Origin of the sequence: Nitrincola nitratireducens (genome assembly GCF_000585235.1) — a bacterium.
GTDB classification, from domain to species: Bacteria; Pseudomonadota; Gammaproteobacteria; order Pseudomonadales; family Balneatricaceae; genus Nitrincola; species Nitrincola alkalisediminis.
Map to the genome: position 1 here is coordinate 19,216 of NZ_AONB01000020.1, position 20,432 is coordinate 39,647.

General features: G+C 48.6%; 21 protein-coding genes. 15 read left to right on the plus strand and 6 right to left on the minus strand.

The genetic code is table 11. The annotated features are described in order from the left end of the window. The first annotated feature begins 6 nt into the window (after positions 1-6). Genes D791_RS14835 through D791_RS14870 form a run of 8 tightly spaced genes read left to right on the plus strand, consistent with a single transcriptional unit; the run spans position 7 to position 8,028 of the window. Positions 7-1,146 (plus strand): N-acetyl sugar amidotransferase, encoded by a 1,140-nt coding sequence (locus tag D791_RS14835; RefSeq protein WP_036513261.1) that lies wholly within the window; start codon positions 7-9, stop codon positions 1,144-1,146. Beyond that, on the plus strand, positions 1,143-1,763 hold the full coding sequence (gene hisH / locus D791_RS14840) for an imidazole glycerol phosphate synthase subunit HisH (protein WP_036513263.1): 621 nt from the start codon (positions 1,143-1,145) through the stop codon (positions 1,761-1,763). Before D791_RS14835 ends, hisH begins: the two co-directional genes overlap by 4 nt. Then, complete coding sequence (locus D791_RS14845; protein ID WP_036513267.1) at positions 1,764-2,555, plus strand: AglZ/HisF2 family acetamidino modification protein; 792 nt, start codon at positions 1,764-1,766, stop codon at positions 2,553-2,555. A gap of 10 nt (positions 2,556-2,565) precedes the next feature. Next, a complete protein-coding gene (locus D791_RS14850) occupies positions 2,566-3,600 on the plus strand; it encodes a polysaccharide biosynthesis protein (protein WP_036513270.1) in 1,035 nt (344 codons plus the stop codon). Between the two features lie 3 nt (positions 3,601-3,603). Next, complete coding sequence (wbjC, locus tag D791_RS14855) at positions 3,604-4,725, plus strand: UDP-2-acetamido-2,6-beta-L-arabino-hexul-4-ose reductase (protein ID WP_036513272.1); 1,122 nt, start codon at positions 3,604-3,606, stop codon at positions 4,723-4,725. A 27-nt stretch (positions 4,726-4,752) separates the two neighbouring features. Beyond that, the gene (wecB, locus tag D791_RS14860) at positions 4,753-5,895 is read left to right on the plus strand and encodes a non-hydrolyzing UDP-N-acetylglucosamine 2-epimerase (RefSeq protein ID WP_036513275.1); all 1,143 of its coding nucleotides are present in this window, start codon (positions 4,753-4,755) and stop codon (positions 5,893-5,895) included. Further along, the gene (locus D791_RS14865; protein WP_036513277.1) at positions 5,895-7,064 is read left to right on the plus strand and encodes a glycosyltransferase family protein; all 1,170 of its coding nucleotides are present in this window, start codon (positions 5,895-5,897) and stop codon (positions 7,062-7,064) included. Before wecB ends, D791_RS14865 begins: the two co-directional genes overlap by 1 nt. A gap of 1 nt (position 7,065) precedes the next feature. After that, positions 7,066-8,028 (plus strand): UDP-glucose 4-epimerase family protein, encoded by a 963-nt coding sequence (locus D791_RS14870; protein ID WP_036513279.1) that lies wholly within the window; start codon positions 7,066-7,068, stop codon positions 8,026-8,028. On the opposite strand, the gene D791_RS14875 is transcribed toward D791_RS14870, so the two are convergent. Beyond that, positions 8,029-8,778 (minus strand): RES family NAD+ phosphorylase, encoded by a 750-nt coding sequence (locus D791_RS14875; protein WP_081763894.1) that lies wholly within the window; start codon positions 8,776-8,778, stop codon positions 8,029-8,031. A gap of 33 nt (positions 8,779-8,811) precedes the next feature. Beyond that, positions 8,812-8,889, minus strand: a complete 78-nt coding sequence (locus D791_RS21885) for a hypothetical protein (protein WP_337588674.1) — start codon at positions 8,887-8,889, stop codon at positions 8,812-8,814. Positions 8,890-9,179: 290 nt separating this feature from the next. Between D791_RS21885 and D791_RS14880 the strand changes: the two genes are divergently transcribed. After that, positions 9,180-9,503, plus strand: coding sequence for an HI0074 family nucleotidyltransferase substrate-binding subunit (locus D791_RS14880; RefSeq protein ID WP_202806885.1), 324 nt, complete (start codon positions 9,180-9,182; stop codon positions 9,501-9,503). Next, positions 9,487-9,837 carry a nucleotidyltransferase family protein gene (locus D791_RS14885; protein ID WP_051514587.1) on the plus strand — a complete coding sequence of 117 codons (351 nt, stop codon included), beginning with the start codon at positions 9,487-9,489 and terminating at the stop codon, positions 9,835-9,837. Before D791_RS14880 ends, D791_RS14885 begins: the two co-directional genes overlap by 17 nt. A 41-nt stretch (positions 9,838-9,878) precedes the next feature. Here the strand turns inward: D791_RS14885 and D791_RS21130 are convergent, their stop codons facing one another. The 4 genes from D791_RS21130 to D791_RS14900 form a co-directional block, all read right to left on the minus strand. After that, positions 9,879-10,967, minus strand: coding sequence for a methyl-accepting chemotaxis protein (locus D791_RS21130; protein WP_237748673.1), 1,089 nt, complete (start codon positions 10,965-10,967; stop codon positions 9,879-9,881). After that, on the minus strand, positions 10,946-11,872 hold the full coding sequence (locus D791_RS21135; RefSeq protein WP_237748669.1) for a cache domain-containing protein: 927 nt from the start codon (positions 11,870-11,872) through the stop codon (positions 10,946-10,948). Before D791_RS21135 ends, D791_RS21130 begins: the two co-directional genes overlap by 22 nt. A 353-nt stretch (positions 11,873-12,225) precedes the next feature. Next, the gene (locus tag D791_RS14895; RefSeq protein ID WP_051514588.1) at positions 12,226-13,914 is read right to left on the minus strand and encodes a choice-of-anchor I family protein; all 1,689 of its coding nucleotides are present in this window, start codon (positions 13,912-13,914) and stop codon (positions 12,226-12,228) included. Positions 13,915-13,991: 77 nt separating this feature from the next. Then, positions 13,992-14,966 carry a porin gene (locus tag D791_RS14900; RefSeq protein WP_036513286.1) on the minus strand — a complete coding sequence of 325 codons (975 nt, stop codon included), beginning with the start codon at positions 14,964-14,966 and terminating at the stop codon, positions 13,992-13,994. A 246-nt stretch (positions 14,967-15,212) separates the two neighbouring features. Here D791_RS14900 and D791_RS14905 point away from each other — a divergent pair, with 246 nt between their 5' ends. The 5 genes from D791_RS14905 (at position 15,213) to D791_RS14920 (ending at position 20,426) form a co-directional block, all read left to right on the plus strand. Continuing rightward, a complete protein-coding gene (locus D791_RS14905; protein WP_036513289.1) occupies positions 15,213-16,235 on the plus strand; it encodes a putative 2-aminoethylphosphonate ABC transporter substrate-binding protein in 1,023 nt (340 codons plus the stop codon). Positions 16,236-16,411: 176 nt separating this feature from the next. Then, a complete protein-coding gene (locus tag D791_RS14910) occupies positions 16,412-17,557 on the plus strand; it encodes a putative 2-aminoethylphosphonate ABC transporter ATP-binding protein (protein WP_475096842.1) in 1,146 nt (381 codons plus the stop codon). Between the two features lies 1 nt (position 17,558). Beyond that, a complete protein-coding gene (locus D791_RS21890; RefSeq protein WP_337588671.1) occupies positions 17,559-18,503 on the plus strand; it encodes an ABC transporter permease subunit in 945 nt (314 codons plus the stop codon). Beyond that, a complete protein-coding gene (locus D791_RS21895; protein WP_337588675.1) occupies positions 18,503-19,255 on the plus strand; it encodes an ABC transporter permease subunit in 753 nt (250 codons plus the stop codon). The genes D791_RS21890 and D791_RS21895 overlap by 1 nt, the downstream gene beginning before the upstream one ends. Positions 19,256-19,292: 37 nt before the next feature. Further along, the gene (locus D791_RS14920) at positions 19,293-20,426 is read left to right on the plus strand and encodes a 2-aminoethylphosphonate--pyruvate transaminase (RefSeq protein WP_337588672.1); all 1,134 of its coding nucleotides are present in this window, start codon (positions 19,293-19,295) and stop codon (positions 20,424-20,426) included. Positions 20,427-20,432: the final 6 nt, after the last annotated feature.

Below are 20,432 nucleotides of genomic sequence, written 5' to 3' on the forward strand. Positions count from 1 at the left end.
GCTGTTTTGAATACAAAATACCAAGTCTGTACTCGATGTATTATGAATACATCAGACCCAAACATTGCATTCAATGACGAAGGTATTTGCAATTACTGCAATAACTTTGAAGCCACCATCAAACCCAGTTGGGACACTGGCGCGAAGGGCATGTCGGATTTGCAGCAATTAGCAGACTCAATTCGCCAAAGCGCTAAAGGCCATGACTTTGACTGCATCATCGGTCTATCGGGTGGTTTAGACAGCTCCTACGCCGCTTATATTGCAAAAGAAAAAATGGGCTTACGGCCCTTGCTGTTTCATGTCGATGCCGGGTGGAATACTGACCAAGCGGTCGGCAACATCGAGAAACTGGTCGATGGCTTAGACTTAGATCTGTATACCGAAGTTGTGAACTGGGAAGAAATGAAGCGCCTTCAGGTTGCCTTTCTCCGTTCAGGCATTCCAGATCAAGATCTGGTGCAAGACGCCGCCTTTTTCTCTGGCCTCTACAAGTTTGCCCGTCAGAACGGCATCAAGCACATTATTACTGGCTCTAACTTTTCGACCGAGTGTTGCCGAGAGCCAGAAGAGTGGGGTGGTTACCTTGGTATTGATAAAACCCTCTTTGGGGATATCTGGAAACAGTTTGGTGAAGGCGACCTGAAAACCTTTCCCTTAACAGATATACTGGTTTATAAGCTCTGGTATCAAAAAATACTGGGCATGAAGGTCCATCATCCGCTCAACCTAGTACCTTATGTCAAAAAAGACGCCGAGGATGAGTTGGAGCGCCTATTCGGTTGGCAGCGGTTTAAGCATAAGCACCATGAATCTCGTTTTACTCGGTTTTACGAAGACTACTGGCTGCCACGCCGTTTTGGTTTCGAAAAAAGGCGCGCTCACTTTTCGAGTCTGATCATGACGGGCCAGATGACGCGAGAAGACGCATTGGATCGTATCTCTCGGCCTGAAATGGATGAGCATTTTTTAGAGCAAGAGTTTGAGTATGTTGCGCATAAACTGGGCTTATCGGTTGACGAACTGCAAGCCTTATTCGATATGCCGAAAAAAACCTATCGTGATTACAAAAATAAGCGATGGTTAATTGGTGTAGGCGCGAATGCCTTGCGGCGGTTAGGTTTAGAGAAGAGGTATTTCCGTTGATCCGAATTGTGGATTATGGTGTGGGCAATATTCAGGCATTTTTGACCCTGTTCAAACGCTCAGGCATTCAGGCAGAACGTGCAAGCACGCCAGAGGATTTGAAGGATGCCACCCGTTTGGTGATTCCGGGTGTGGGGCATTTCGATCATGCGATGCAGCGGCTGAATGACTCGGGCATGCGACCCGCATTGGATGCCTTGGTGCTTGAGCAGAAGGTGCCCGTGGTGGGTGTTTGCGTAGGGATGCAGATGTTAGCCGAAGGGTCTGATGAAGGCCGCTTACCCGGATTGGGTTGGATACCCGGTCGTGTGAGAGCCTTTGCCGATCATCCACAAAGTGCCGCCCTGCCGATGCCGCATATGGGGTGGAACACACTGGAGCCTCAGCCCAATTCCTTACTTTTTTCCCGTGGCTTTGATGCGGCTCCGCAGTTTTATTTTCTGCATTCCTATTATTTTGATGCCGCGGATAAAAAGAGTGTTGCAGCACGCGCGCAGTATGGTTTGGATTTTGATGCAGTGGTTTCGCAGGGGCATATTCATGGCGTGCAGTGTCATCCTGAAAAAAGCCATCATTGGGGTGTTCAGTTGCTAAAGAATTTTGCGGAGCTGTCTTAAATGCTGAGACCACGAATTATTCCTTGTTTGCTTGTGCATCAAGGTGGATTGGTTAAAACCCAGCGCTTTAAAGACCCCAAGTATGTCGGGGACCCGATTAATGCGGTTAAAATCTTTAATGAGAAAGAAGCCGATGAGTTGATGGTGCTCGACATTGATGCGGCGGTAAAAGGAGCTGCACCAGACTTTACTATGATCGCCAAATTGGCCGCTGAGTGTCGTATGCCTCTGTGCTACGGTGGCGGTGTGACGTCTGCAGAACAAGCCTCACGTATTATTGATATGGGGGTCGAAAAAGTGGCCGTTAGTTCTGCAGCCATTCGCAATCCAACATTGTTGACTGAAATAGCCGCAGCGGTAGGCCGTCAGTCTGTAGTCGCTGTGTTGGATGTGCGTCAGAAAAAAGGCTTTTTCGCCAAGGGATACGAGTTGTGTATTCATAATGCCACCCAAGCCGTTAAGTCAGATCCGTTGGACATGGCAAAGCAGTTGCAGGAGGCAGGAGCCGGTGAGATCGTGATTAATTTTGTTGATCAAGACGGGCTCATGCAGGGCTATGATCTGGAGTATGCGGCTGAGTTTAAACGCGTGCTAAAGGTGCCAGTTACGTTTTTAGGTGGAGCCGGTTCGCTGGATCACCTTCAACAGCTGATCTCTAAGTTGGGGATAGTGGGGGCGGCGGCTGGCAGTTTGTTTGTTTTTAAAGGTAAGTATCGCGCGGTATTGATTAATTACCCGTCACCAGAGCAGAAAATACAGCTCTGTCGCGATGCATTAAATATAAAGGGATGAGGAGTCAGTTTTGTTTACAGATAAAGTCTTGTTAATAACGGGAGGCACTGGCTCCTTCGGTAATGCGGTACTGAACGGATTCTTAGACACAGACATTGCCGAAATCCGTATTTTCAGCCGTGATGAAAAAAAACAGGATGATATGCGTAAGCGGTATTCGCATCCTAAATTAAAGTTTTACATTGGGGATGTGCGCGATTATCAAGCGGTGTTGAATGCCACGCGTGGTGTGGATTATATTTTTCATGCGGCGGCACTTAAGCAGGTCCCGTCTTGTGAATTTCACCCGATGGAAGCGGTCAAAACCAACGTCATTGGGACTGAAAACCTATTAGAGGCCGCCATTCAAAACGAAGTCAAACGCGTGGTGTGCTTAAGCACCGATAAAGCCGTTTATCCAATTAACGCCATGGGTATTTCTAAGGCGATGATGGAAAAGGTCATGGTGGCCAAGTCACGCAATGTCGACCCGACGAAGACAGTGATTTGCGGTACGCGCTATGGCAACGTGATGGCTTCTCGGGGCTCGGTTATTCCACTGTTTGTCGATCAGATGCGGGCTGAGCAGCCATTGACCCTTACCGACCCAAACATGACCCGTTTTATGATGACCTTGGCGGATGCAGTCGACCTTGTGCTCTATGCCTTCGAAAAGGGGAATAACGGCGATATGTTCGTGCAAAAGGCACCCGCCGCAACTGTTGAAGTCTTGGCCCATGCCTTGTCGGATCTGTTGGGCAAGCCAAATTATCCGATTAACATCATCGGCACCCGTCATGGAGAGAAGCTCTATGAAGCGCTGCTCAGCCGTGAAGAAATGGCCTGCGCCGAAGATTTAGGGGGGTATTATCGCATTCCACCTGACCTGCGTGATTTAAACTATTCCAAGTATGTTGAGCAGGGCGAGGAAAAAATCTCGCACGCAAGCGATTACAATTCGCACAACACTCAACGTCTTGATGTTGCGGGTATGCAGCAACTGCTCTTAAAGTTGGAGTTTATTCGTGAACTGCGTGAAGGCCGTTACGTAAACCCAGAGGAGTAAACAATGCGTGTTTTGGTAACGGGTGCCGATGGATTTATTGGCAAAAATTTGTTGGTGCATCTGTCAGAACGCAAGAATGTTGAGGTGATTCGCTTTACCCGAGAGCACTCAGCTGACGATTTAGCATCGATGCTCGTGGGCGTGGAGTGTGTGTTTCATTTGGCGGGCATAAACCGTCCACAAGATCCTGAAGAGTTTGAGCGCGGTAATACAGGCTTAAGTCAGCAATTAGCGGATGCGTTTGTGGCGTCGGGTTGTAAAGCGCCCATTCTGTATACCTCTTCTATTCAGGCTGAATTGGATAATCCTTACGGCGTGTCAAAGCGTGAGGCAGAAGAGGCCTTGTTGGCGCTGCGCGATCAACACCAGGTACCAGTTTCGGTATTCCGTTTGCCGAATGTGTTTGGTAAGTGGGCAAAGCCGAACTACAACTCAGCTGTAGCGACCTTCTGCCACAACATCGCGCATCATTTACCCATCCAGATTAACGACCCAGCGGCGATGATCAACCTCGTCTATATAGACGACGTTATCGCACATTTTTTGGAGTTGATGGATAAAAAACAACCGGGCGAGGCCTTCGAAACCGTTCAGCCAACTTATCAGGTGTCGGTCGGTGAGCTGGCCGAACAGCTTTACCGTTTCCGCGACAGCCGCCAAACACTGGTGACGGAGCCTGTGGGTGTCGGATTCGTGCGCGCCCTCTATTCAACCTATCTGAGTTATGTTCCGAAAGAGCGCTTTGCGTACGAGGTGCCCAAGTACGGCGATTCGCGCGGGGTGTTTGTGGAAATGTTAAAAACCCCGAATGCGGGGCAGTTTTCATATTTTACGGCGCATCCTGGTATTACCCGTGGCGGTCATTATCACCATACTAAAACGGAAAAGTTTTTGGTGATCAAGGGCACCGCCCGTTTTCAGTTCCGCCATATGCAGACTGGCGAGTTTCATGAATGGGTGACCACGGGTGACAAACCGGAGATCGTGGAGACCATGCCAGGCTGGACGCACGATATTACCAATATCGGTGATGATGAAATGATTGTTATGCTCTGGGCGAATGAGATCTTTGATCGGGAAAAGCCAGATACCTATACCTGCCCATTAACACCGACCGACGTGTAACCTCGGTTTTGAAGACTAGAGTGATATATGACTAGCGTGGTAAAAAAACTTAAAGTAATGACGGTGGTGGGGACTCGCCCAGAAATCATCCGTTTGTCGTGTGTGATCGCTAAACTGGATGCGCATTGTGAGCACATTTTGGTGCACACGGGGCAAAACTACGACTACGAGCTAAACGAAATTTTCTTTCAGGACCTCGGCATCCGTAAGCCCGATTATTTTTTGAGCGCGGCCGGTGCGACCGGTGCGCAAACCATTGGTAATGTCATCATCAAGGTGGATGAGGTGCTGGCTGAGGTTAACCCTGAAGCATTGCTGGTATTGGGCGACACCAACAGCTGCATGGCGGTACTGCCAGCGAAACGGCGTAAAATTCCAACCTTCCACATGGAGGCGGGTAACCGTTGTTTTGATATGCGCGTGCCGGAAGAAATCAACCGCCGCATTGTCGATCACACCGCCGACATTAACATGAGCTACAGCACCATCGCGCGGGATTATCTGGTGGCCGAAGGCCTACCGCCAGATCGCATTATTAAAACAGGCAGTCCGATGTTCGAGGTGTTGAACGTCTACCGCGAAGGGATTGAAGCGTCGGATGTGTTGCAACGTATAGGTTTGAAAGAAGGGCAGTTCTTTGTGGTGAGTGCGCACCGTGAAGAAAACGTAGATTCCGACAAGAACTTTATGAAGCTAGTCGACGTGCTGAATAGGGTCGCAGAACATTACGATCTTCCCGTGATCATGTCGACGCATCCCCGCACGCAAAAGCGAGTGGACGCTTTGGGAATCAGCTTTCATGCCAATGTGCAATTGTTGAAGCCGCTGGGCTTTAAAGACTACAACAAGCTGCAGTTGAGTGCGAAGGCTGTCTTATCCGACAGTGGTACGATCAATGAGGAGTCCTCCATTCTGAATTTCCCCGCCTTGAACATTCGCGAAGCGCACGAGCGCCCAGAGGGTATGGAAGAAGCAGCAGTGATGATGGTCGGGCTTGAGGTTGAACGGGTAATGCAAGGCTTGGCGATTCTGGACACTCAAGGCCGTGGTGAACAGCGTGATTTACAACTCGTCGGCGACTACAGCATGCCGAACGTATCAGATAAAGTGGTACGGATTATTCACAGCTATCGCGATTACGTTATGCGTACCGTTTGGAAAGAATATTGATGTTTAAACGTTTGGATTTGGCTGTGATAAACCGCAGCTTTTGGCCAGTGTATCCGGTCATTGGCGAGGCGTTGATGCGCTTTTCTGAACAGCAAGCCAAACACCAGTCTGTTGGTGTCATTCTGCAGGATCATGCGGATATAAAGACACATCTTGCCAAAGAGAAACGCGGCGATGGTGTGCAGTTTTTCCCTTGTCATGCATTTTCTGTATCGGGTAGCAGCATTTTGCGTCGTGCCATCGATGCCGTATTTTTTATGCTGTGGGTGGCGGCCGTGTTGCTCATTAAACGACCCAAAAACGTCTATGTGTCCACCGACCCGCCTGTGTTAGTGCCTTTTATTGTCATGCTCTACTGTAAGCTGTTTCGGGCGAGCTATGTGTATCATTTACAAGATATTCACCCTGAAGCCGCCAACGTGGTTATCCCTGTACGGCCACTACTCTATCGCCTTTTATTGTCGATGGATGCGTTAACCATGCGTCATGCACAGTTACTGATCACCATCACACATGAGATGGCTGAGGAAATAAAACGCCGTTCGGGCACGACCGTGCAGATTCGGGTGTTATCCAACCCGTCTGTTTCCTTTGATCAGGTTGTTGTCCCGCCACACAAAGTGCTGGGCTTTACCTTTTGTGGCAATGCGGGGCGTTTACAACGTATCCCCTTACTGATTCGTGCCATTGATCAATACGCGTCAGCCGGTGGAAGCTTGCCGTTCGTGTTTGCGGGGGCTGGAGTCTTTGCACCTGACTTAAAGCAATTGGCGGATAAACATGACAATGTCACGTATAAGGGATTGGTGTCTGCCTCTGATGCGGCGCAGTTGAATGCCGACTATTGTTGGGCACTTTTACCGATTGAAGACGACGTGACACGGTTTGCCTTTCCGAGTAAATCCTCCTCCTATGTCTTTGCGGGAGCCAATATCCTGGCGATATGTGGTGAGCATACCAGTGTTGCGTCTTGGGTGTTGGATAACCGGCTGGGTGTGGTGATTGAGCCGGATGTTGAAAAGCTCTGCTCCTTCTTCTTTGACGTTGAGCGGCATGCTGTGGATGTGTCGGTGTTTGATACTGAACGCAAGGGGCTCAAAGAAAGCCTTGGATTCGATGTGTTTGTGAAGCAACTAACCGATTTAGTCATTAACGAAGGAGAGGGCTAGGATGGCGCGGATATTCGTCACAGGGTCAACGGGTTTTGTGGGCACGGCCTTGTTAGCTGCATTCAAAAACGTTACTGGAGTACAGGTTGTGCCTGGGGTTCGTCGTGTAAGCGCATCGACCCCTGAAGGCTCGATTGCAGTAGGCAATATGGATGGTACCACGGACTATTCTGCCGCGATTCAGGGGATCGATATAGTGGTGCACGCAGCTGCTCGGGCGCATATTATGCGTGATGAAGTGGCCGATCCTTTGGCTGAATACCGTAAGGTCAATGTAGAAGGCACTTTAAAACTGGCCCAAGACGCTGCAGCCGCAGGCGTTAAGCGCTTTATTTATATCAGCTCGATCAAGGTGAATGGTGAGTCAACCACAGGACGCGATCCATTTTCGGCGACTCACCCGCCAGCACCGCAAGACCCGTATGGACTCTCTAAGCAAGAAGCGGAGGACGGACTGCGTCAACTGGCTGTCGATACAGGGATGGAGGTTGTGATTATTCGTCCACCCCTGGTCTATGGACCGGGCGTTAAAGCCAATTTTTTGAGCTTGTTAAAGGTGTCCGATACGGGGTTGCCACTGCCGTTTGCGCGGATTAAAAACGTGCGCAGCCTTGTGTACGTGGGCAATCTAGTTGATTGTATCATCCGCTGCACCCAGCATCCTGCGGCTGCGAATCAAACGTTTTTGGTGTCCGATGGTGAGGATGTCTCGTTACCCGAACTGGTTAAGCATATTCGCACAGCGTTGGGGCGCCCAGCTCGTTTGATGCCTGTGCCTGTTGGTTTGTTTAAGCTAGCGGGTGCTCTGACGGGTAAGCAAAGTGTGGTAGATCGTTTAGTTGGGGATTTGCAGGTGGATACCACCAATACGCGTGTGTTTCTGGATTGGACGCCTCCTTTTACGCTGGAGCAGGGGCTTCAAGCGACAGTGGCGGAGTATAAACAGTCGATTTTGACGAAGTGATCACGCCGGTAAAGGAAACCTACCATAAATCAAAAAATCGGTGAGCTGAAATTGAAATATGCGTTGTGAGCGTATGGCTTTAAACGTCACCTGCGCTTGAGTGATCTCGCAAAACCAATGTTCTTGGGTCTTTGGTTGGTGATCGACGAAGGCCTTTGGTGTGAATAGAGCGCAGCAGAGCTCATCCTGATTCAATCTTGCCGATCGATATTCAAATGCCTCGACCCCTGCTAGGCGCATGTCGGATCCAAGTGCTTGTGTAGACGCGTAATCAGTAGGATGACAGAGAACCTGTTTGAACTGATTAAATGGGTCGACCTGTAACTGAATTCCCTTGACGGTTTGATAGGCGACACTAAACAAACAGTGTTCGGTTCTGAGTTTTTCAGACGGTGGGTTGCCTAGCATGGATCGTAAAAAAACAAAGCGATAATAGGCAGATTCGCTAAGCGTGCTTTCAATCGATAGACCGCCGTAAAAAAGACTGGGCTCATGTGTGCGCCCAAACCGAGACCCCCATTTTAAAGGCGGATAACGAAAAGGTGTTTTCAAAAGGTAGTGTAAGTGATCAAAAGCACCGTTAGGATAACTCGGCTTTGATGTTTCCAGTAGATCCTCTAGTAATGATTGCTCCTCAAGGGTATCAACCAAACTGAGCGTAGCGGCTTGCTCTTGATTCTCGACAAGCCGAAATAGAACACCTTCAATAGGCTTAATTTGACCCTCGCCCTCACACTCAGACCAGATCATTTTATACTTTACCTCGTAATGCATCCAAGCAGGTCAGAACTCGAATAAGCCTTGTATGGTTTGGACTTGTTCCGCCGGAATCCCTCCCGTGAGCGTGTTCTGTGAGCGCATGAAATGTTTAATCCACGCAGCATCCCCTCCCGTTAAAGCAAAAAGCGCGCGTGCGACTCTGATATGATTGTTTCTGCAGGGTCTTGTGCAATTGCATTGACAAAGCCTTGCGACCTGAAACCGGTTGACACCCTGCAAGAGCAAAGATAGGTTGGGCAGCAATGCTAAAGAATAAGGAAAGCCATGACGGAACGGCTCGATTTACGTGCTTTGAATAATGTAATTTATTCACTAAAAGAGGCGATAGCGTCGTCAGTGATGATGTTTGGTTTAAACAGCAATCCTCAGCCGTGCAACATACCCTGATTGCTGGTGTTATTCAGAATTTTGAGTTTGTCTATGAAATCAGCGTGAAGATGCTGCGCCGTCAATTGGAAAAAGACGCAGCGAGTCTCGATGAAGTCGATTCGTATAGCTTCAGAGATATGATGCGTACTGCGGGAGAGAAGGGTTTAGTTAGAAATGTTGAAGCTTGGTTTTCGTATCGGACTTTACGCAACATTACTTCACATACATACGATCATCAGAAAGCTCAAACCGTTTACCAAGCCTCCTATGCATTTGTTTTAGATGCGCAAGATTTACTGGAAAGGATAAATGAACGAAACCAATGATTCTAATATCAGTATATCCCCTAGGGAGCATGCAATCGTTCGAGACATTTTAAAGAAATATATTGCGCAATATGATGTCTGGGCGTTTGGCTCACGTGTTAAAGGTCCACACAAACCTTATTCAGATCTTGATCTTGTCGTCATGTCGAATCAGCCACTAGAGATTGGTGTTTATTCGGATTTAGTAGACGCTTTTACGGAGTCTGACTTGCCTTGGAAGGTTGATATTGTGGATTGGTCAACGACCAGCGCTACCTTTCGTGACATTATTTTGCAAAGACGTTGTTTGATTCAAAAAGGCAATGAACCGATTAGTAAGGTTGATCTGAAATGAGCTTGGTCAATCATAAATAGACCAAGCTCACCTCATTTCCCTCACTTCATCGCATTCAACCGCTTAGCAATGCCATCAATTTTCTCACTCATTGTACTCAGATGACTGGAGTCCGACGCGTTACTGTCTGTCAGTGCTTGTAAGCGAGAAACAAACTGGCTGAGTTCATGTGATACTTTTTGCTGTTCTCCGGCGGCAATTGATATTTGAGTGGCTTGGTCTGTGATTTGTGAAAAAGCATCGACAACCTTCTGCAGATGCATTGCAGTTGTTTGCGTAGATTCAACAGCATGACCTGTTTCGCTCTGGCCTTGTTCCATGGCGGCCACGGAGTCTTGTGATCCTTTCTGTAAGCGGCTTAAAATCGCTTCTATTTCGACGGCTGAGCTTTCACTTTTTGCCGCTAAGCTTCGTACTTCATCAGCAACGACGGCAAATCCTCGTCCCGAGTCACCCGCACGCGCGGCCTCTATGGCGGCATTGAGTGCAAGTAAGTTGGTCTGTTCTGCAATCGCTCGAATGGCGCTGAGCATTCCATTGGCTTGACGGCTATCTTCATCGAGCTTAAGAATATTCTGTTGGGCTCGTGTAATGGTGTCAGCAAGCGTTTGCATGGTTGTTGCCACGCGGGACATTTCTTGTCCGCTGCTTAAAACGTCCTGATGAATGCGCTCAACCGTACCCTTGGTTTCATTCGCAAAACTAGCCACATCTTGGGAAGTGGCTCCCAGTTCTTCTGTGGCTGCAGCCAGCATATGGTTTTCATCACTCAGGCTGTTGGCTTTATTGAGAAACTCGTTACTAAAGCTTTTCAGTTGCTCGGCATCGTGCACAAGGCTTTTTGATTCGTTGTGGATCTCATCCAACAAGGCTTTTAATTTATTGCCATATGCATTGACTGCTTGGCGTAATTCACCAATTTCGTTCATCGTACCAGTGTCAAGTGCTTGAGCGCTATTCCCCTTGATTAACCCTTTAATCTGCTCTGTTGTCTGCTGAATTTTATGCAGCAGATTGCGAAAGAAAAAGGCGGCTAAAATACCCACTGTCACAAGAAGTGCTCCAATCGCCAGCATTAAAAAGAGGCCCATGCTTTGAGCCGTTGCAGTCATTTGACTTTTAGGTACCACCAAACCAATGATCCAGCCGTCTGGGGGTGCCTAATCAGGTCGACATACGCCGCTTCGTTGAGAATGGCATCATTTGGCAACTCAATCACTTCAGACTCTCGCAAATTAAGAGCTTGTGTAATCACATTAGCTAGCCAAGGTATTTCTCGACCCAGCTCTGTTGCTGTGATTAAGCTATCATCAGATTTAACAATGTTTGCAGCGGATTTTGGAAAGCTAATCATTTGCCCTGTGGAGTCAATTGCGAATACGTACCCGCCATTCTCACGCCCATGCTGCTCTAGCACAGCCGTAATACCATCTAGCATCATGTCGACTGTGGCTACGCCTGTAAAACGTCCATTCTCATGGATTGGGACTGTACAGGTTACCATTGGAATCTGCGTAAAGGGGTCGATGTAGGCTTCAGACCAGCTGCAACGATCTAAAGGAGCGTTTCGGCCGACTTGGTACCAGCTCTCATTATGGTAGCCTGAACCCGTTGGATCGTTGTAGTCGTCTAGGTATTCGATTCCGCTATTTGAGCGACCCCAAAAAAAACTTCGACGTTGGACACCGGGTGTAAAGGTGTTGGGTTCAGGCCAAATGCCACCGCCTGCAATGGCAGAGTCTCCATGGTTGTCGATGATTTCAGGAAAGAGTTTTTTAAATAAAGCCTCGTCTTTGGGAAGTTTTGAGGTTGCCAGAGCTAACGTGCTGGTAAGAAGCTGGATTTGCGCTAAATTTTCACTGAGTAAATCAGAGAGCCCTGCTTGATTAACCGAGATTTGTTGTTGCTGCTGTGAAATCAGGTCGGGTTTTACCTTCAACTCTACCACGGCGACAATCACGAGAAGCGCTAAAACGAGTATGCAAACAAAGGCCAAGTTGATTTGTTGACGTATCATCAGTGTTGGTTTGGACATAAACAACCTACCTTGCTGCAAATTAGAATTCTATTATTAATAGCATGGTGCAGTGTAAAGGTTAAGTAAAAATGTTGTTACATTCCAAACCTTGACAAGGGAAAAGAGGGCTCTCGGAGTCTGACTTGCCCTGGAAAATGGATATTGTGGATTGGTCAACGACCAGCGCTACCTTTCGTGACATTATTTTGCAAAGACGTTGTTTGATTCAAAAAGGCAATGAACCTATCTAGTAGACGGTAGAGATATGCTAGAGCACACATCTCTGCAAAAAACCTGACGTAGTAAGACTCAAGACCATCGTTCACCAAGGATGGATTGATGCCGAGTCTTGAGTCTTGATGCGTCAGAGCTTATTCCACAAAGTACACGGTCAAACTGCCACTGACTTCACTACCGACCAACAACATGGCTTTACCCGTTGGGCTTTGATCGGCATGAACAAACGCCATTCCCTCTGGTCCTAAGTCTCCCGCTTCAGGATTGGCGAGTACGTCTCCATTCATTTCACGGTTGATATCGACATCAAAGTTGCGATTATTCACGTAATCCACAAACTCGGTTTGATAGGGGTTGGTAATGTCGTAGACAAAAATACCGCCCATCCGCTCCATGCCAATAAAGGCATAGGTTTTATCACCCACTTGACCGACGGCTAAGGCTTCTGGCTCAGCGCCCTTATCGTCGCTGCGGCTGTCAAAGCTTGGCTGCTCGTTGTGATTGCTGTTGAAATGTTCAGGGAAGCGTTCAGCAATGACCCGTTCAAACTCATTTGCACTGTCGTAGACCTGCACGAGTTGGTTGTTTTCTTCTTTCCAGATCGAAAATGAACGCGCGCCATAGCTGTAGAGAGAGTCAAAAGTACAGCCCATCGGTAGACCTTGTGCATCTGGAGTACAATCTGAATTAGCGCCTTGCACGGCTGAAATACGCAAGCGACCTAAGTTTTCTGGGTCTGTCAGCTTACCGTCAAAGGCAGGAATGCCAGAGGTATCAATGGCGAGAGTGCCCCCGAGTTTCTTTTCAATATCGGCGACACGAAACTCTTCAGAGAAGCCTTTATAGTCGCGCGCATCGCCTTCATTGGCGGTTAAAATATAGGACTCACCTTGGTGCTCATACAGGGTAATGGTATCGGGTTGATAAATGCCCAAGACTGGCCACTGGCGGATATTGATTTTGTCGTCTTTATCGCTGGCATCAAGAGCATTTTCTACTAAGCTGTGGTCTTTGTATCCCAGTGGATAGATTGCGTCGACCGTTGCTTTTTCGATATCCACTTTGGCGAGTGCGTTGTTTTCTTGCAGGGCGACCCAAGCGTAGCGGCTGTCAGAGGTGATGGTGATGTATTCAGGTTCAAGATCTTGAGCTACGCTGGCACCTGGGCCGAAAATACGAATGCCTTGCTCGATCAATGTGGCTTTTTGGTCATTGAAGGCTGAAAAGTTGGCTGTATGCACGATGGCTTTATCTAAGCCTTCACGAATATCGACAACAGTGATCGAGCCTTCTGGGTCGATGGTGTATTCATCGTTAGGCTCGCCTTCGTTGGCGCTTAGGATATAGTGGCCATTGGGTGAAAAGGTGACCATGTCGGGTAAAGCGCCAGCAGGGTAGGCCGTGATAAATTTGACCGATCCATCCAGTTCCAACTGATAAACGGCGATATAGCCTGTTTCTTGCTTAGGGTCGGCTTCGATTGCCGCAGCCATTAAGTTGCCATGCACTGCGACGCTATTGACAGCGGTCATGCGGGTGCCAGCGATGGCGGCCATCACATCGGCTGCAATATCAAGCGATTCTATTTTAACTGGAGCGCTCACTTCAGATAGATCAATCACATCCACTTGGCCAGAGAGTGCATTGACAACATAGGCTTGTTGTTGAGTTGGGCTGTAGGCGACAATTTCGGCAGCACTTTTAGCAAAAGGCACGGTGTTGGGTGCATAGCGCCCGGCTTCGGTCAGGGTTAAGGCCTGGGCTGAGGTGGCAATGCTGGCCATAATGCATAGCGCTAGAGCGGCTTTTTTAAACTGATTCATGGGTATCATCCGTTTGCTGTCTGACATAAAAAAAGGCTCAAATGAGCCTTTTTTGTGAATTACTGAGCATTAAAAATCTACGCGGTAGCCGACCACAAACTTGTCGCCACGGCTGGCATACAAAGCTTGGTGTAATCATGGTATTCAGCATACACGCGACCACGGCCCATGCGTTGTTGAACGCCCAGCGCATAGTGTCTGCCTTTCAGATCCACGGCGTTATCTGGCTTACGCTCAGTTTGACCAAACTCAGCCATTAGAGTGGTATTATCAATTACATAGCTAGCACCGATAACATACTCATTCGCTTCACCCTGAGTTCTAACAAACGAGCTGCCGCCAGTTTTATCATCAAGGTGAACGTATTTGGCTTTCAAGGTAAGGCCTGAGACTTTAAAGCCAGCGGCTAAGCCCCAAGTGTTCTGATCGATACCGTAGTTTCCAACGGCATTTTTACCAGACTTAGCGTTGCCAAAGGCACCCGCGAAGTAGAGGTTGTTGGCATCATAGGCAAGGCCCAAGCTGTAACCATCAACCATGCGGTCTTTATTGCCTGATGACAGGTCATCACCTGCAAACACAGCCGAAGCAGAGGCTTGTAAGCCGTTCATTTTTGGAGACGCGTACACAAGGGTATTGCCTTGACGACGGTTAAACTGACGTGCCACCTGTGAGTGACCGCCCTGAGCACCTGAGTTGAAGTCATCCGCATACGAGGTGACTAAGGCTTGGATTGGAGCGTCTTGCTTACCACCGGTCACGGTACCCCATGAACCTGTAGCACCTAACCATGCATAACGGCCAGAATCTAGAGCGCCTTTATTAACATCCAACGCTTGTTCCCAGCGGAAGACCCCTTTGGTGTCTTCAAGGCCTAGGTCGACCGTTCCACGTACACCAATTCGCGTGCTGTCATCGTCCAAAGACATGGATTTGTTGTCTTCTTTGACCATCGCCATTCTAAATGATCCGTAAAGAGTCGCATCGGCCATGGCCACGGCTGGCACGATAAGACTGCTGGCAATTGCCATACACAGAAGTGACTTTTTCATTAAATTCCCCTATGACGCCTGTTTAAAAATAAAGTGAGTACACAAAAATCGAATCAAACTAGTATGTTGTGAAGTAAGACGTCCTGTCTGGGCTGCGATCATAGGGTCTATTTGTTGCATCTGGATGTCAGTTAAATGACATTTTCGCTCATGAGAAAACGTAATTAACAGTTCATCAAAATGTCATGCAGTTGTCATAAGTCGCTTTTAATATCTGGTCTATACCAATACAAGAGGGCTTCACTCATGTCATTTACTACCTTTAAGAAAACCACGCTCGCTTTAGCGACAGCTTTGTGTGTCTCTACGGTGGCTTCGGCAACAGAATTGACCGTGTACACGGCGGTTGAATCAGATGACTTACAAAAGTACGCGCAGCGTTTCAATCAAGCACATCCAGACATCTCTATTCGTTGGGTTCGTGATTCTACGGGGGTTATGACCGCGCGTTTATTGGCTGAAAAGGATAACCCAAGAGCCGATGTGATTTGGGGATTGGCGGCGACCAGTTTGCTGTTATTAGATGAAGAAGGGTTGTTAGAGCCCTATGCACCCAAAGGCGTTGAGCTACTGGATCCTAAGTTTGTCGATGTGAACACACCACCTGCTTGGGTAGGGATGGACGCATGGGTGGCGGCGATTTGCTACAACACGATTGAAGGCGAAAAGCATGGCGTGCCAATGCCAACGAGCTGGGAGGATCTGACCAAGCCTGAATACAAAGGCCATGTGGTGATGCCAAACCCAAGTTCTTCTGGTACGGGGTATTTGGACGTGTCGAGCTGGATTCAGCTGTGGGGTGAAGAAAAAGCATGGCAATTCATGGACGGTCTGCATGAAAACATCAGCCGCTACACCCATTCGGGTTCAGCGCCGTGTAATTTGGCGGGATCCGGTGAGGCAATTGTCGGTGTTTCCTTCGCATTCCGTGCCGCACGTTTGAAATCGCAAGGTGCCCCCGTTGAAGTGGTTTTCCCATCTGAGGGCTTAGGCTGGGATATGGAAGCCGCGGCCATTGTGAAAGGCACGAAGAACATGGATGCGGCCAAAACCTTGATGGATTGGGCTGTCAGCCGGGATGCCAACGAGCTTTACAACGAAGGTTATGCGGTGGTGGCGATGCCTGGAGTGGCAAAGCCTATTGAGAATTATCCGGCAGACATCGTTGAGCGCATGATTGATAACGACTTTGCCTTCTCGGCCGTGAATCGTGATCGCATCCTTCAAGAATGGCAGCGTCGTTACGATGCTAAGTCAGACTCTAAATAAGTCGAACCAAGTCAGTAGATCCCCGTCTTCGCGGGGATAACAGCCCCCGCAAGAGACGGCTGCTTGCCCCTAGCACGATGGTTAGGTGAAAAGCAGCCGCCCTTGTGGGGCTGTTTTTTGTCGAGGATAGGCCGAGGTGTTAATCATGCGGTCTTGGGGATTCAATGGGTGATGTTATGAGAACAATGCAACAACCGTCGTTGGCGGCGTTGGTCGGACAGACGGCGTTTATGCCGGATTCGGATGTATCTGAGTCAATTTGTTTAGAAATTGAAGGGCTGAGCAAGTCCTTTGGTGCGTTTGTGGCCTTAAACACCATCGATCTCACCATTTATGAAGGTGAGTTTGTTTGCTTTTTAGGGCCGTCCGGCTGTGGAAAAACCACCTTACTACGTGCGATTGCTGGGTTAGAGCCTCAATCGAGCGGACGTATTGTGCAAATGGGTAAAGAAATTTCACATTTGCCACCACAACAGCGTGATTTCGGCATCGTGTTTCAGTCGTATGCCTTGTTTCCCAATTTAACGATTGCAGACAACATTGCCTATGGTTTGCGCAATCAAGGGCACTCACGTCAGGCGCTGCAAGCACGTGTGCACGAGCTGATGTGTTTAATTGGTTTGGAAGGGTCTGAGAAAAAGTATCCTGCGCAATTGTCGGGCGGCCAACAGCAGCGTGTGGCCTTGGCAAGGGCTTTGGCGACGAAGCCAGGGTTGCTGTTGTTAGACGAGCCGTTGTCGGCATTGGATGCACAGGTGCGTGTGCATTTGCGTCAACAGATTAAAGCCTTGCAAAAGACCTTGGGTGTGACCACGGTGATGGTGACGCATGATCAAGAAGAGGCCTTAACCATGGCGGATCGTATTGTGGTAATGAACCACGGTGTGATTGAGCAGATTGGAACGCCAGAAGAGGTCTATCGTCATCCAAAGAGTGCATTTGTTGCTCAATTTGTTGGCAATATGAACTTCTTGAGCGCAGAGGTGTGTTCTCCAACGGCCGTGATGCTCGGCGCGCAGCGCTACACCACACAGCCTCATGCTTTTGAAAACAAACGCCCCGTACATCTGGCGATCCGACCCGAAGAGGTGGTGTTGACATCGTCAGGACAGGCCGATTCGCAACTTGAGGCACGCGTTATCCATATTGAATATTTAGGTGCTTTTTTACGTTTAACCTGTGATGTGACGAGTGCTGATATTCAGTTGCGCGTGGATATTCAGCATGCAGATGCGGTGCAGCATCAGATTCAGCTGGGCAAAGACGTACATTTGGCCTTGCCGGCAGCGAGTTGTCGTGTGTTTAGGCAGGATGGTAACTAGCATGTCAACGCTAACGACTGCCCGTATGACGGGTCTTTTTGGCTTTAATCAAGAGGCCTGGATTAAACTCGGCTTGATGCTCTTAGCCTTGGCACTCATGCTGATTGGTTTAGTCTTTCCTTTGTATACCCTGTTGTTGAAAAGTGTGCAGAACTCGGCGGGTGACTTTATTGGCTTGGCCAATTATCGGCATTACTTCTCAACCCCTTCATTGGTTAATTCAATCGCGAACTCGTTTTTCATCGCGATCATGACCATGTGTTTAGTAGTGAGCTTAGCCTTTGTGTGTGCCTATGGCATCACACGCACCTGCATGCCCGGTAAGCGGGTGTTTAAAGTGTTAACCCTCTTGCCGATTTTAGCGCCCTCGTTGTTACCGGCGATTAGCTTGGTATATATCTTTGGTAATCAAGGCTATTTAAAAGGTTTGTTGGGCGGTGAATCTATTTACGGTCCGATAGGGATTGTCATAGGTATGTGTTTCTGGATTTTTCCGCATGCCTTAATGATCTTGGTGACGGCCTTGTCCAACAGCGATGCACGTTTGTATGAAGCGGCACGCTCCTTAAAAACACCAGCGTGGCGAACGTTTCTGACCGTGACCTTGCCGGGTATTCGCTATGGGTTGATCTCGTGTGCGTTTGTGGTATTTACCCTTGCCATCACGGATTTTGGGGTGCCGAAAATCATTGGTGGGCAATACAACCTATTGGCAACTGACATTTACAAGCAGGTGGTCGGTCAACAAAACTTCCAGATGGGCGCCGTGGTGAGTATGATTTTGTTGTTGCCTGCGGTCTTAACCTTTATCGCAGATCGCTGGGTGCAACGTAAGCAAACCGCTCAATTATCGGCACGTGCGGTACCGTATCAGCCAGTCCATCTCCTGTTCGTGATTGGGTTTTTGCGCTCTTGTGCTTCTCCGTTGCGGCTGTCATTTTGTTAATGATTGGCACGGCTGTTTATGCATCCCTTATTCAGTTCTGGCCTTACAACTTGAGCTATACCTTGCGTCATTATCAGTTTGATGGCTTAGGCGGCAGTGGTTGGGAGTCTTGGTTCAATTCGTTAAAAATGGCATCCAGTGTTGCGGTGATCGGTACGTTGGTTATTTTTACCGTGGCGTGGATGGTTGAAAAAACGAAGGAGTTTGGCCTGTTGCGCCAGTGGGTGCATTTATTCGCAATCTTGCCGATGGCCGTCCCGGGAATGGTGCTCGGCTTGGCGTATATTTTCTTCTTTAACCATCCGAGCAACCCTTTAAATATACTCTATGGCACCTTGGCGATTCTGGTTTTGAATACGCTGGTGCACTTTTATACCGTGTGTCATTTAACCTCAATGACGGCTTTAAAGCAGCTGGACCCTGAGTTTGAAGCGGTCGGAGCTTCATTAAAAGTGCCGTTTTGGCGCACCTATCTGCGTGTCACCTTACCCACCTCCTTACCAGCGGTGTTGGATATTTCGGTGTATTTGTTTGTGAATGCCATGACGACCGTGTCGGCGGTGATTTTCCTCTATGGACCCGATACACGTCTAGCATCGGTTGCGGTGCTGCATTTGGATGAAGCAGGTTACTTTGCCAGTGCAGCGGCCATGTCCGTGTTGATTTTGCTGACGTCGGTTGTCGTCAAAATTCTGCACGCCATGTGTACACACCTAATACTGAAGCGCTCGCAGATATGGCGTCAGCGTTGATTTTACTTTCGACTCTATCCGTAGATTGGATGAAATGATGAAACAAGAACCCTACTTATTAACGCCCGGTCCACTCACGACGTCGACCCGAGTCAAAGAAGCCATGCTGCGCGACTGGGGCTCGTGGGACAGTGATTTTAACGAAATTACGAAAGACGTGTGCCAACGCCTGCTGATGATTGCCAATGCACAGGCATCCCATGTGTGTGTTCCGATTCAGGGCAGCGGTACGTTTGCGGTTGAGGCCGTGTTTGCCACCTTGCTTGATCGTACCAGTAAAACCCTAGTGTTGATGAACGGTGCCTATGGACAACGTGCCGCGAAGATATTACAGCGTATGGGTCATGCCCACGTCACGCTGGATAAGGGCGATTATTTACCGCCGCTGCCTCATGAAGTTGAGGAACTATTAATCGATGACCCCGCCATAACACATGTGGTGTTGATTCATTGTGAAACCAGTTCAGGCATTCTCAACCCCTTGGACAGTATCGCTCAGGTGGTTGCAGAGCAGGGGCGGCAGTTGATTGTGGACTCGATGAGCGCTTTTGGTGCCTTGCCTGTGGATGCAGCTCAATTACCTTTCACGGCCTTGGTGTCTTCGGCCAATAAGTGCCTTGAAGGGGTGCCTGGATTTGGTTTTGCGTTGATCGAGAGACAGGCATTGTCCGTCTGTGAAGCGCGCTCACCGTCACTGTCCTTGGATTTGTACGATCAGTGGCAGTACTTGGAGAAAACCGGTCAATGGCGCTTTACACCTCCGACACATGTAGTGGCCGCTTTTCATCAGGCGCTTAATGAATATGCAGAAGAGGGCGGGCAGGCCGCACGCTTGGCGCGTTATACCCGCAATCGTGATCGATTGGTGTCGGGTATGCGTGCGTTGGGGTTTGCCACACTGTTAGAGGATGAGTGGTTGTCACCGATTATTACCACCTTTATTGCGCCAAGTGATCCTGCATTTTCCTTCTCCGATTTTTATCAATGCATTAAGGCGCAGGGCTTTTTGATTTACCCCGGTAAGTTGACCGAAGTCGATAGTTTTCGCATTGGCTGCATTGGTCAGTTATTTGAAGCTGAAATGGATCAAGTGCTCCTGGCTGTTGCCAGTGCGTGCCAAACCCTAGGTGTAACACTGGATGCGCAGCATCTACCAACGAAATCTGAATAGAGGAGA